14 protein-coding genes and 1 other RNA gene are annotated in these 13,532 nt (G+C 36.5%); 2 read left to right on the forward strand and 13 right to left on the reverse strand.

Annotated features, from left to right (window positions below):
- Positions 1–271: 271 nt before the first annotated feature.
- From ACIGHG_RS24180 to ACIGHG_RS24210, 7 genes are all read right to left on the reverse strand, one after another.
- Entirely contained in the window at positions 272–1,747 is a 1,476-nt protein-coding gene (locus tag ACIGHG_RS24180; RefSeq protein WP_336472110.1) for a sensor histidine kinase, read from the reverse strand.
- 25 nt (positions 1,748–1,772) lie between these two features.
- Positions 1,773–2,474, reverse strand: coding sequence for a response regulator transcription factor (locus tag ACIGHG_RS24185; protein ID WP_336472034.1), 702 nt, complete (start codon positions 2,472–2,474; stop codon positions 1,773–1,775).
- A gap of 79 nt (positions 2,475–2,553) precedes the next feature.
- On the reverse strand, positions 2,554–3,138 hold the full coding sequence (locus tag ACIGHG_RS24190; RefSeq protein WP_336472033.1) for a DedA family protein: 585 nt from the start codon (positions 3,136–3,138) through the stop codon (positions 2,554–2,556).
- Complete coding sequence (locus tag ACIGHG_RS24195; protein WP_336472032.1) at positions 3,125–3,715, reverse strand: class I SAM-dependent methyltransferase; 591 nt, start codon at positions 3,713–3,715, stop codon at positions 3,125–3,127. Before ACIGHG_RS24195 ends, ACIGHG_RS24190 begins: the two co-directional genes overlap by 14 nt.
- Positions 3,716–4,060: 345 nt before the next feature.
- The gene (locus tag ACIGHG_RS24200; protein ID WP_336472031.1) at positions 4,061–4,399 is read right to left on the reverse strand and encodes a heme oxygenase; all 339 of its coding nucleotides are present in this window, start codon (positions 4,397–4,399) and stop codon (positions 4,061–4,063) included.
- 422 nt (positions 4,400–4,821) lie between these two features.
- Positions 4,822–5,337, reverse strand: a complete 516-nt coding sequence (locus ACIGHG_RS24205) for a PadR family transcriptional regulator (RefSeq protein ID WP_396550995.1) — start codon at positions 5,335–5,337, stop codon at positions 4,822–4,824.
- Positions 5,338–5,491: 154 nt separating this feature from the next.
- Positions 5,492–6,232, reverse strand: a complete 741-nt coding sequence (locus tag ACIGHG_RS24210) for an SDR family NAD(P)-dependent oxidoreductase (protein WP_336472029.1) — start codon at positions 6,230–6,232, stop codon at positions 5,492–5,494.
- 172 nt (positions 6,233–6,404) lie between these two features.
- On the opposite strand from ACIGHG_RS24210, the gene ACIGHG_RS24215 reads away from it, so the two are divergent.
- Positions 6,405–7,232: a LysR family transcriptional regulator gene (locus ACIGHG_RS24215; RefSeq protein ID WP_336472028.1), complete on the forward strand. Its 828-nt coding sequence runs from the start codon at positions 6,405–6,407 to the stop codon at positions 7,230–7,232.
- 347 nt (positions 7,233–7,579) lie between these two features.
- Here ACIGHG_RS24215 and ACIGHG_RS24220 read toward each other — a convergent pair whose 3' ends face one another.
- From ACIGHG_RS24220 to ACIGHG_RS24235, 4 genes are all read right to left on the reverse strand, one after another.
- Positions 7,580–7,915 carry a zinc ribbon domain-containing protein YjdM gene (locus ACIGHG_RS24220; RefSeq protein WP_336472027.1) on the reverse strand — a complete coding sequence of 112 codons (336 nt, stop codon included), beginning with the start codon at positions 7,913–7,915 and terminating at the stop codon, positions 7,580–7,582.
- Positions 7,916–8,030: 115 nt separating this feature from the next.
- Complete coding sequence (locus tag ACIGHG_RS24225) at positions 8,031–8,189, reverse strand: XapX domain-containing protein (RefSeq protein ID WP_090915999.1); 159 nt, start codon at positions 8,187–8,189, stop codon at positions 8,031–8,033.
- 183 nt (positions 8,190–8,372) lie between these two features.
- On the reverse strand, positions 8,373–10,481 hold the full coding sequence (locus ACIGHG_RS24230) for a GW domain-containing glycosaminoglycan-binding protein (protein ID WP_396550999.1): 2,109 nt from the start codon (positions 10,479–10,481) through the stop codon (positions 8,373–8,375).
- Between the two features lie 435 nt (positions 10,482–10,916).
- The gene (locus ACIGHG_RS24235) at positions 10,917–11,789 is read right to left on the reverse strand and encodes a YitT family protein (RefSeq protein WP_170857737.1); all 873 of its coding nucleotides are present in this window, start codon (positions 11,787–11,789) and stop codon (positions 10,917–10,919) included.
- Positions 11,790–12,174: 385 nt separating this feature from the next.
- Between ACIGHG_RS24235 and ACIGHG_RS24240 the strand changes: the two genes are divergently transcribed.
- Positions 12,175–12,366, forward strand: a complete 192-nt coding sequence (locus tag ACIGHG_RS24240; RefSeq protein ID WP_090915991.1) for a hypothetical protein — start codon at positions 12,175–12,177, stop codon at positions 12,364–12,366.
- A 144-nt stretch (positions 12,367–12,510) separates the two neighbouring features.
- Here the strand turns inward: ACIGHG_RS24240 and ssrA are convergent.
- Positions 12,511–12,872: a transfer-messenger RNA gene (gene ssrA / locus ACIGHG_RS24245) on the reverse strand.
- 127 nt (positions 12,873–12,999) lie between these two features.
- Positions 13,000–13,467, reverse strand: coding sequence for an SsrA-binding protein SmpB (gene smpB / locus ACIGHG_RS24250; RefSeq protein ID WP_098918929.1), 468 nt, complete (start codon positions 13,465–13,467; stop codon positions 13,000–13,002).
- Between the last annotated feature and the right edge of the window lie 65 nt (positions 13,468–13,532).

Here is a 13,532-nt window from a genome sequence, read left to right on the forward strand (position 1 = left end):
TAACAGCCGATAACTTGGTTTCTAAAGAGTATTTTGTCATAAAAAAACTGCACCTCCAATTGTTAGACGGTGTCTAACAATTGGGGTGCAGTTCAGATTGAGGTGCTTTTTCTATCTATTCACTCAAATAATCTACGTATGATTTTTACCCAACCTAAGTAAGAAAATCCTAAAATGATGGACCACAAAAATGCTAAACGGATACTCCTCGGGATTGATATCCATAACTTCAAGATTCGCCAAGACATATCATCTTTGCTGTCTTTTTTCATCAGCATTCCCCCGCCACAACCGGCAATACAATAATAAACCGAACTATCCCATCTGCATATTCCGCTCGAATTTCTCCACCTTCTAATTCCACAATGCTTTTGGCAATCGCAAGCCCAAGCCCTGAGCCTTCTGACACTCTACTTCTTGATTGATCCTTTTTATAAAAGCGTTCAAATAGATTCTCTAACTCTTCTTTTGTAAACTCCTCACTCTCATTTGCAATAGAAATGCGAATGTTACGGCGTTCCCTTTGAAGTGAAACGATAATTTCTCCCTCATCTTTACTATACTTAATGGCATTCATTAATAAATTATCAAACACACGAACCATTTTTTCTGAATCCAAGGAAGCGTATAGACGATCTTCAGGAAATTCTTTCACAAATGAAAGACCATGTTCCTCTGCTTGTGGTACAAGTTCTTCAATTAATTGATCAAGTAGTTCATTTATGCATACTTCTTGTTTTTCTAATATAATCTTCTCATTTGTTAGCTTTGTGTATTCAAATAAATCTTCTATTAAATTCTTTAACTGCTCTGACTTGGAAAAGGCGATTCTTACATACTCATCATATTGTTCTTTATCTTCATATTTACCATCACGTAATAAGCGTAAGTACCCCATAATCGAAGTAAGCGGTGTTCGTAAATCATGCGATACATTTGTAATTAATTCATTTTTTTGCTTCTCTATTCTTCTTTCTTTTTCTATATTAGAAAATAATTCTTCTGCCATATGATTAATATTCTCTGTTAATAAGGCCATTTCATCTTTGCCCTTTTCTTCAATCCGATATGCTAAGTTTCCTTTTGCAATCTCTTTCACACCTTCTGCCATCGCTTCAATTTGCTTCATCTTTCGCTTTGTTATATAGAAGAAAGAAGCTAAAAAGACAACAAAACCAATCAAAAATGGGAGCGGACTATCATTCTGAACTTCAATAATATCCCCTTGTGGTATACCACTTGCGATTAAATACATGTTTTTTTCTTGAATAGTAACAGGATAAAACGTTGTAAATTCTTTACGCTTGCTTTCATGTATTACATCTTGATCTTCATAACTAGAGCGATTTATTTTAAAACTCATGATATTACGAATGGTACTATGAAGATTAATCTGTTCTTCCTGAGCACCTTTTGTCTTATAGACAACTTTTCCACCCTCATCTACAATTAAAACTTTCAATGTTCTCTGGTACTCTGGCCATTCAAGAATTTCTTGTACATGAAAAGTACTCTCTCTTGTAATTACCCCAACAAGTCTTTCAGCGGTTGTATCGATTCCTCGCATACCCGACGAATAATCAATGACAGCGTGCTTATTGGCTCCTTGAAAAAGTGGAGACGAAGCCCACCCTCCTATCACACCAAGCAAAATACAAAAAGCAAATGTCGTTATCAGTTGTACACGTATACTCTGTTGTACCCCTCTTACGATTTTATATATTATTTTTTTAAAAGTTCGAATCATCCAACCAATCGGTCTGAATATGTTTTTAAATATCTTTCTCAATCTTATATCCCACTCCCCAAACCGTTTTTATATAACGAGGCTTCCTTGGATTTTCTTCCGTCTTCTCGCGGATTTTTCGAATATGTACCATTACCGTATTATCAGATTGAAAGGACGGTTCATTCCATACCCGTTCATAAATTTGATCCGCACTAAATACCATCCCGCGATTTCTTGCCAGTAACTCTAAAATAGAGAATTCCCTCGGTGTGAGTTTCACTTCGTCGTGTCCCACAATTACTTCATGCGTCGCAACATTTATTTTCATATCACCAATTTCAATTTCATCTTCGTTTTGGATAAAGCCTCCGCTCATTTTCATATACCTGCGAAGCTGCGATTTAATTCGCGCAATCAATTCTAATGGATTAAACGGCTTCGTTACATAATCATCTGCTCCAGTTGTTAATCCTAAAATCTTGTCCATATCTTGCGTTTTTGCGGATAACATAATAATTGGCATCTCAGCTATTTCTCTTACTTTCATACACATATGAATACCGTCTAGTTTCGGCATCATAATATCTAATACAACTAAATGCACTTGTTGCTTTTGTAATATCTCTAATCCCTCTGCACCATCCCCAGCCTGCAACACTTCATATCCTTCATTTTTTAAATAAATCGCGATCAGATCGCGAATTTCTTTTTCATCATCTACGACAAGTATTGTTTCTCGACTCACAATCTCTCCTCCAACATTATCAATCTATTATTTCTTATTATATAAATATTCTAAAAAATGAGATTGGAATTTTGTTAAATTATCCCTTAACCTCTCTACCTATATAATACACACCACATGCCGCTGCAACAACAATCCCCAAAAACAAACCGTACTTCGTTGTGAGCGCTACAATACGCTCGATATTACCTCCAAACATATACCCGAGCATAAAATACAATAACGTCCAAACAAACCCTGTCATATATGAGTACAAAGCATACGTTTTAAATGACATATTGTTGATTCCAACTAAGTAAGGAATAATATGTCTCACTACCGGTATAAAGTAGCTGATTACTAATGCATAATGTCCATATCGTTCAAGCAGTGCCTGTGATTTCCAAAGATACTTTTCCTTCTTCTTTTTCATCAATGCATCAAGAATTTTCGAACCTACTGTCTTTCCAAGGATATATCCTAAAGAGAGTCCTGATACAACGCCGAAATACGTTAGCAGAAATGCTGGAATTGGCATTAAGATATGCATAGATGAAACCAATCCACCGCTCATCACAATCATTTCATCCGGAATCGGCATACCAACAATTCCTAACCATAAGCAAAAAAACAAGGCACCGTAACCGTAATGCTGAATATATGATAACAATTCATGTAACTCCATACATAACAGCACTCCCTACTTCTTTTCTACAATCCAGTACATAAGCTGGCGGGAAATTAAACCAAACTTTTGTAACAGATACTTGCGGGAAAAAATTTTGTATAAACGATTTCCGTATGAGCGAATATTGAAATGTGATAAACTCACCATGTTCTCGTAACACATCCATCACATTACTTAAAATACGCGATGATACTTCCATCGGTAACGAGGTAAACGGTAAACCAGATAATACATAATCGACTTTATCTATCTGTATCTCTCTCATGTACGTTTGTATCTTTTCAGCTGATCCGTGGATAACGAAAACACTTGGATCATCCCCAAACCGCTTCTGTAAATCTCTCACAAAAACTTCATTAATTTCAATCAGAATAAACTTGGTATGTTTCTTTTTTCGTTTCATAATTTCTCTTGTAAAAACACCTGTGCCTGGCCCTAATTCCACAATGTACCTTGCGTCTTCAAAATCAATTGCATCCACCATTTTTTTTGCTAGTATTTTCGAACTTGGTGCGATCGCTCCAGTGTGTTTAGGATGCTTGATAAACTCAGTTAAAAATGTAAAGAGTTTCATAAAACATCTCCTCGTTTAATCAGTATTGTATAGGTCTCAGTATAAGTAGCATTTCTTAACAAATAGCAGGGAGGTTTCTTAAGTTTTTCTTAAGAAACCTCCACCTATAAGAATTCTCTTTACCTACTTGATTTACGCTTGTTAAAATACACCTCAAATTCCCCTACCGATTTATCCCGCTATTCGTGGACAGTAAGGCTCCCACCTCAAGATTGAGAGAGAAACGAAGAAGATAGGCGGGGGATGAAGAGCCCCACACTGATGGAAGTTTCACTTTATTCTTTCCAAATGAAAAATGTCCCCAAAAGATAGTATCTTTTGGGGACATTTTTAAACAATTGTATATTATTTTTCAGGAAGTGCTTCCATTACAGACGCCACTTCTGCAACAATGATCTGGCTTCCTAAAATTGGTGATTCTTGCTGCGCTTCTTTAGAGCCTGGTTCTGGTCGTTTATGCGCTTCTTTAAACGCATCACTATTTCTCCATTTCATAAAGCTCTCTTCATTTTCCCAGTACATATTTACATTTAATTCGTCATACTCAGTTAAGTTTTGTGTAATTAACACTTCAACCTTCATAAAACCTTTCATTTGCTGTAATGCACCTGAACGAGTGAATGCTGGGGCCATTTTTTGTGCAAATCCTACTTTTGTTTTTATTCTGTTTGTAACAACGATCATCCTCAAAAACCTCCTTAATGTTTGTGAAAACTTCCTCGAATGAACTATCTGCATGACATCTATGCTTTTTTCATTCATCATGCTTTACTATAAAGTTTTATTGCTATGATTGAGTGAGTTTATAAGTTTTCGAACTCTTCTCCCCTGACTAGGAGAATCATGTAAATCACTCTTTCATTTTAATTAGTCATGTGTGACTAATTAAAATCATTATATACACAGCTATTTTATTAGTCAACTCTGACTAATAAAATGTGACTATACAAATACAAATGAAAAAGCAACATAAAAATCCCTGTCTTTTTAGGCGGGCAAGAGCATCCGGCCCTGCATAGCAGCGACTTATATGTTGCGAAATAAAAATGAATTTATAGATATTATATTAAAGAACCTACTATACAGAGGTTCTCTTTTTGAACGATTCACTTAGAACTAAGCGTTTTAACAGTTTTTTCAAGAAACACAATTTCTGCTTCTAACATTGTTATTTTATGCTCTATTGCCAGATTGACCCCAACTCTCATCTCATGCACTGGAGTTTGTTTAAAAATATGAATTAATTTCTTATTTTTATTTAATCGTTCCTCTAAAGCTGGCAAATATTTTTCTAATGGAAGAAAATCCATAAACATGAGTCCTATATCACCTTGATAATTAACGCTCTCAGCTGAAGATAAATTGTTCAATAACAACTTGTAAAAATATTGTTTACCCTTTTCATTAATAGAGTACACTTTTCGAGATGGTCTGTTTCCTTCTTGTTCCAATTGAACATCAATGTATCCCTTTTTATTGAGTTTATCTAAAGTTGCATAAGCAGTAGGTTTTTTCATATCTGTAACTGTACTTAAATTTCTTTCAATAAATTCATTAATTTGATATCCATGCTGACTTTGGCTCATAAGCAAACCAAGCAGGACGAGTGAGCGCTGTTCCATAGAGATCATCCTTTCTAAACCATATTATATCTGATGATGGAAATGAGAACTAGACAATAACTCAATTACGTGGATTGTTAGCAATTATTATACGACAAATATGTATAGGAAAACTATCTCTTAGCGCCCACTCTTTCTTTTATAAGCTACAACTTCAAAGCGTCTGTCCATTATCAATTGTAAATATCTGTCCCGTAATCGATTCTTGCGTCAATTGAAACAGAATCGCCTCAGCAATTTCATCAGGTGTTGAAATTCTTTTCAGTGGTATGTTCCCAGCAAGTTGATGCATCTTCTCTTCATGGTTCGCCCACCATCTTGTATGAACTGCACCAGGAGCGATACTATTCACTCTAATCTGAGGTGCGAGTGAAATCGCTAACGATTTTGTCATCGTATGAATGGCCCCTTTTGTTACTGCATACGGAACAGACGAACCTAGTCCCGTTATTCCAGCAACGCTGCCTATATTCACGATCGCACCCGCTCCTTTCTTCTTCATATGAGGAACAACAGCCTTTATACAATAAAACATCCCTTTCACGTTTACATTAAAAAGAGAATCCCACACTTCATCTGTTACAGACTGCAAATCATCCATCGGTATTTGTGCCGTTATACTTGCATTATTTACTAAAGCATCTACCGCTCCAAAAGATTTCACAGTTTGCAGCACCATGTCTTCCACCTCTTTTTCTATGGCTACATTAGCTTTCAAAACAAGTGCTATACCTCCGCGCTTTACAATTTCGTCCCTTGTTTCTACTGCTTCTTTTTCCGAACGGCTGTAATTTATTACAACCTTTGCCCCTGCATCTGCTAGTTTCAAAGCCGTTGCCTTTCCGATACCAGTACCGCCGCCTGTTATAATGACTACTTTATCTTTTATCTCCACTGCCTTTTCTCCTCTTCTTATCGTATTTATTATCCCGCTATTCGTGGGCAGTAAGCCCCCCACTGATGGAAGTTTCATTCTATCACTCATTGTATCCTTGCTCTTGCAAAAGGTATAATACTGAATAATGAAGTTGATATCATTTCAAATGATATCAGTGGAGGGATCTATTTTGGAAAGTCATGACTTATGGATTTTTAAACATGTTGCCGAATTACAATCTATCTCTAGAGCCGCTGAAAGACTCGGATATGTGCAGCCAAATATAAGTCAGCGGATAAAAAGCTTAGAAGAAGAACTAGGCGTTAAATTATTAAGACGTAATAACAGAGGCGTAACATTGACTGAAGACGGAAAAATTTTGTTGCATTATACAAATCAAATTATAATGTTAATGGATGAAGCAAAGTCAAAAATAAATCCTAAAAAGTGGCGAGAATCTTTAATTATTGGGGCACCGCAAACTATTTCCGCTGTAAAAGTTCCCAGCCTACTTTCTTCCTTTTTACAGTCTAATAACAACATTGATGTAAAAATAAAAACGAATCATAAACTAAAATTACAAGAAATGCTTGCTTACGGAGAGGTTGATGGAGTTTTCATAAGCGGTTCATATAACGATTCGCAGTTCGAAAGTGTTTACCGTTATTTTGAAGACATCATACTCATTTCTCCAATTGAACAGCATCATCCAACACTACTTGTGAATAGCGATCCAAGTTGCATATATAGAAATAAATTGTTGGATTTTGCAGAGAAACATCATTTCAATCAACCAGCTATCATAGAATTCGATTCACTTGAAGCCATTCTCCAAGCGGTTCATGCCGGACTTGGGATAAGCATCCTACCAGCAGATGTTATACATAGCCGAAAAGAAATGAAGTCTACTCATCATCAAGAACTACGAGACAAAATGAAGATTGATTTTATTATTAAACATGGAAAACAAAGGTCACAAAGTTTGGAGAAGTTTATTTTGTTTTTGAGGACATTATAATTCTTACAATAATGTAAGAAATTTGTTAGGCAATTCGATGTTTCCGCTTCTTAATTCAATGTAAGCTAAAGTTAAAAGATATGACAAAGGAGCGGATTCTTATGAACGAAAATCAAGATTTATTATTCACCCAAATTGTTACTGGTTCTTGCTTAGGCGGCTTTGTATTATTCTCTTGTATTGCTGGTTTAATCAAAGTCGTTCATCATTTTTTCATGTAATGATAGAAATCTCTTAAAGGAGTTAGACTTCGATGTGTACAAGTTCCTCGATGATTAAAAAAACAGATTAAAAGGATTACCTCGTATGAAGAGACAAGGTAATCCTTTTTAATTTTTATCAATACTTTATGCTTTTTTCACAAATTCAGATTTTAACTTCATCGGTCCGAAACCATCGATTTTACAATCAATATCATGATCGCCATCAACTAAACGAATATTTTTTACTTTCGTACCAATTTTTACAACTAATGAAGTTCCTTTTACTTTTAAGTCTTTAATTACTGTTACAGAATCACCATCGTTTAAAACATTTCCATTCGCATCTTTTACTACTTTTTCATCTTCACTATTTCCCGCTTCTAACGTCCACTCATGCGCGCATTCTGGACAAACAAACAGAACTCCATCTTCGTAAGTGTATTCTGAATTACATTTTGGGCAATTTGGTAAATTTGACATAAGTTTATTTCCTCCACTCGCTATATATACTTTTATATACTGCCATAGTCTTCTTTTATTGACAACCCTACCCGGGTACAACAAAAAAAGGAAGCATAACCCGCTTCCTTTTTTGTTAACCCCAAAAGAATTGTACTAACTTCATTCCCCCCCACACCCCAACGATTCCCATAATCGCTGAGAAAACTGGAGGTGCAGGAATTGGAAGTTTTAATAGCGTAAATAGTACCCCTACGATTAATCCTGCTAAAGTTGACATTAAAATTTCATGCATATTATCTTCCTCCTAGATGCTTTATTTGCTGTTTTTCTTTCATTTATACATCCAGATAATTGCTAACACAGCTTGTATTAGCATTCCCTAAAATAGGATATTTTTCGCATGCGTTGAGCTACTATTAAAAAAAGGATAGAACAGGCAGTATGTAACTGCTTGTATCTATCCTTTTCTTTCTCTTTAATAATTCCCGAGCTCTGATTCAGGACTCTGAATAATCACCGGATTCTTAGCTGGATCTAGCCACTTCAAAATGGAAATAACGTCTTGCTGATCCGTGCCAGTACAGCCATGTGTATACATATCAGAAACATGGAAGAAGATTGCACTTCCTGCTCCCGGGGTTCTATCTGTATTATAGTTGATAACAAATCCGTAATTATAAGCAGGTATGTCCATATTTTCAGCACTTCTCCATTGTCCCTTCGTCGCACTGCGAGACTGCCACGTGTTATAAAGAGCGCTGTTCGAATCATCAACCCAAACATCATCCGACGTAATCTGACGGAATGGTAATTTTGTACCCGGATTACCATAACGACCAAATGCGGTACCAATAGAATACTTCCCTCTCGGCGACTGCACGACATTTTCACTCATTTGGGATGCAAATCCATCACGGCCAATGTGTCCATTCATATCTAACAGCTGCTTCCAAGCACCATTTACACGTTCAAACGTACGAATGCGTGCTAAGTTTGTTCCGTAACCAGTTGTAGTCACAACAATTAATTGATTGTTATTACCAATTGTATGGAAGCGATCTGCAAGTGTGATCTCGCCCAGACTAACAGCTCGGCTATCAAGCCAACCCTTGCGTCCGTTTTGCTCAATTTGGTACCACGTCACTCCGTTATAGATTGCAGATTGTAACAAATTCAAGTTTTGATTAGCAAAATCCGCTGCGGAACCAACATAATTAGCATGCTGCATTCCGTAAGGCTTCGTCCAAACTGCATTACCCGCTGCATTGGTCACATGCCCTACTTTGTTTAAAGCTTGAATATTCGTTGCACTAGAAATTGCCTTCGCATCAATCCAACCTTCTTCATGACCATCTACTTTAAAATAATACCAATGTGTACCATCTTTATCTAGACTGCGGATAATTTGAAGCGGACGACTATTGTAATTACTTGCAGATCCAACATAGGATGCACCATTTTCACCATACGGCGTACTCCATACTGCATTCCCATCCGTATCTCCAACAAGTGCGATTCGATTTTCATCTTTTATATTCGATACCGTCTTCGTAAAGACACGCGCATCCACCCAACCTAATACTTTGTTGCCTGTCGTAATTTTATTCCACGTAACGGTTCCTTTCATAGCGCTTTGGACAACCTGGATGTTTTGATAACTATATTTATTAGTAGAATCAATCCAACTTGCGCCATATTCGCCGTAAGGATCACTCCATATTCCGTCTCCTTTCATGGAAAAACCAATTACAGCAGCGGAATTTTCATCTTTTACATTGGTTAAACCTGACACTGCCTTCTCTCCATCGATCCAGCCTAACAGCTTACCATCTTTCATTACTTGGTACCAAGTTGTGTTCCCTCTCTTTACAGTCTTCACCACCTGAACCGTTTGATAAGCATAATCATTGGTGCTTCCAACATACTGAGCACCTGTAACCCCATAAGGTGTTGTCCATATACCATTATTAGAGCTTCTTCCGATTGTAACCGTAAAATTGGCAGCCTGCGCTTCCCCAGCATTATCTAACGCCTTTTGATCTATCCAGCCCATTACTTTGCCATCTATGCTAAATTTGTACCACTGCACACCACCATATGTAGCACTTTCTACTAACTGAATATCTCGGTAAGCGTAAAGATCCGTTGAACCTAAATAATTCGCACCAGGTATACCATACGGCATCGACCATATACCGTTAGCTGCCGTTGCCCCCATCACAGCCGTCTGATTCATTGTTTGGATATTTTTCAAATTACTTAACGCCCTACTATCAAGCCAACCAATTACTTGACCATCTATACGAAATTGATACCATACTACATTATTTAATGTCATCTTCTGAACCAACTGAATATCTCGACCTACATAATCATTCGTAGATCCCACATAACTAGCACCCGCTAATCCATAAGGAAGCGTCCAAATGGAATTACCTGTCGTCCATGCAACAATTTGATTCTCTTGTATACTAGTCGCAGGAGGATTATCCGCTGCTTGAACAGGAAGTGCCAAAAGCAGTACAGCTCCTCCTGCCAGCACAACATTACTATATAACTTGAAATACAATTTCTTATTTCGCAAACCTTGCTCCCCCTAAATTTCCTGTAATTTTCCCTTCTATTCTATCATTATCGATGTACGCGGGATACTAATAATGGGGGCATTCTAAAATATCGGCGATATAGCGATCAATTTTAAATGATGACATTCCACCTAGCACTCCTCTATAGATAAATCGCACTGATACAGTATAGCAAAATCGCCTCACGATACAAAAGGTGACTATTTCATAATCACGATAGACAATTAACAAACTGTGTATTGTAAAGTTATTTTTTTATGATGCAATTAAAAAACATAAGGCAAGTTAATAATCAGCTCATAAACTTGCCGTTAGTTCATATTAAGTACTTTTCATCGGAACCTTTATAAAAAAATCCAATATAAAAATCACCTTTTAACCAAACTAAAAAGGTGATTTTTCGTGAAACTATATTAAAATTTTCTAAGTTATAACTAGTGAATATCATGTTTTGTGAAATTACCGCCCTTTACTTCTGCTACGTCATATACCGTAACAAAGGCATTTCCATCAATTTCATAAATGATTTCTTTCATTTTACTTTCTTCTAAACGGTTAATGACACAAGTAATTTCTTTAAATTGTTCACGTGAATAACCGCCGTAAACTTCATTATACGTTGCACTTCGACCTAAGCGATCTCGAATTGTCTCTACCATTAATTCAGGTTCCTTTGTGATAATTTTAAATGTTTTAGAACCACTTAAACCTACTTCAACGATGTGAATGACTTTTGAAGCAATAAAGTAAGCAATTGCTGAAAGAATAGCTCCTTCAAGACCAAATACTGCCGAGACAAAAATGAAGACAAACATGTTTAAAAATAAGATGAGATCACTTGTCCCAAAAGGTAATTTTCGAGAAAGTAATACGGCTAACATATCAATTCCATCTAATGCACCGCCATTACGCAATGCTAACCCCATTCCAAAACCGATGATAATTCCCCCAACAACGGTAACTAACAATGTATCACCATGAATAATAGTTGGTACTTCGTGCATAAGAATCGTACCGATTGCTAATGAAGCAATACCGATAATCGAATAAATAGCAAAATTTCTACCAATTTGCTTATACCCTAACCAAACAAAAGGGATGTTAATGACTGCAATTAGAAGTCCTAATGGTAATCCAAGTAGTTTTGAGCTAACGATACTTAAACCCGTCACGCCACCATCTGAAACGTTGTTTGGGATTAATACTGATTCTAGTCCATATGCTGTTATAAACGCCCCAATAATAATCATCAGTACTCGTAAAACGATTTTTAGTTTATTAGGCTTGTGCTTTTTGATTTTACTCATGTAATTCCTCCGTTTCAAACTAGTTTCTCTTTTCATTACCATACCTATGAGAATCATTCCTAATAACTATTCTAACATATTATCATCAGAATACTTCTTGATACGTCTTCCCTCTTTAAGTAGAAATCTTGATAACAAATTCCAAAATAGGAAAATGACATAGCATTTTACTTTAATTACCATAAATATTAAGTTTTAAAACATATTTCCATAACTTTTCATGAAAAGTGGAAGTATGAACTTACGACATACTAGATATAGAAAATTTTCTCTAAAAAAGTTTGTAAAAATACGGACTGTATTTTTACAAACCATCATATTCAAAATTGTCCGACACACCATTTCTTCCAGATGGTATAATCAGGCAAAGGAAGGTGAATGAGCTATGGAAAAAAAAATAGGTTGGAATAATCTGATGCATTTAGTCTGGTTAGGAATTTTCGGGGCAGCCTTATCGGGTTTTGCTAAGTTGATTCCTAACAATACTTTGTCCTGGGGAATCCTTGCTGTTGGAATTGTAATTACATTTGGGTCTTCTCTTACAGGGCTTTACTTACTTAAAAAAAACAGAATATAAGAACAGATAACCCTGATGGTTCACGAAACCAATTTTTCATATAGGAAGAATAGAGCTGCCGTAAACAGAAAGAAGCATAAATTGACCAAAACGGCCATCTTATGCTTCTTGTTATACAAAATAAAAAAACCACCAAATATGTATTGGTGGAGACGGTGGGAGTCGAACCCACGTCCAAAAGTATCGGCACTTAAGCTTCTACGAGTGTAGTCGATATATTGGCATTTCGCAAACCCTTCAGCCTATCGACAGGCTTCCGAATTGCTAGTCTGGTTGTTCTCTTCCTTTGTCCTCAGACGGTGAACTCCGGCGTAGCCCACTTAGAGTGAGTCCGCTACCCTACCACATGGGCGATGGAGGGGCGAACCGCTAAAAGCTGTTATTAAGCAGCTAAAGCGAAGTTGTTTTGTTGTTTGCCAGTTATTGGCTTTGACGTTTTAACGAGGCCGATCCCCTCGACTCGCAACCTAAGCTCGAACTACCCCTGTCGAATCCGTAACGTCCCCATATAAGAAATGGAGCATACGAAGTATATTCGTGATAGCTGCTATTGAGCTGTTTTTCAATGTTCAACTGGCCTTACATTTGTTATTATAGCACACGATCGCCATTTTGCAATTGTAAATTTCTGTATTACATTTTTTGACGATCGCGGAATACACGTGCAATTTCACGTTTTGCTTCTTTTTCTTTTAAATCATGGCGTTTGTCGTATTGTTTTTTACCTTTACCTAAACCAAGTGCCATTTTCGCAAATCCATTTTTCAAATAAATTTTAAGCGGTACAAGCGTATAACCTGTTTCTTTCGTATATCCAATTAGCTTTAAAATTTCTTTTTTATGAAGAAGTAGTTTCCTTGTACGAAGCGGCTCATGGTTAAAACGATTTCCTTGTTCATACGGACTAATGTGCATATTATGTACCCATACTTCACCATTTTGCACACGTGCAAAGGCATCTTTTAAGTTTACACGACCTGCGCGAATTGCCTTAATTTCCGTTCCTTGAAGGACAAGACCTGCTTCATATGTTTCTTCAATAAAATAATCATGATATGCTTTTTTATTTTGTGCAATGACTTTCCCTTGACCTTTTGGCATCTCTATCTTTGCCTCCCTTCATTTGTACTATTGTAGCAAAATATGAAGAAAGAAGCCATATATGG

This window comes from Bacillus sp. NPDC077411, from assembly GCF_044543425.1.
Taxonomy (GTDB): domain Bacteria; phylum Bacillota; class Bacilli; order Bacillales; family Bacillaceae_G; genus Bacillus_A; species Bacillus_A bruguierae.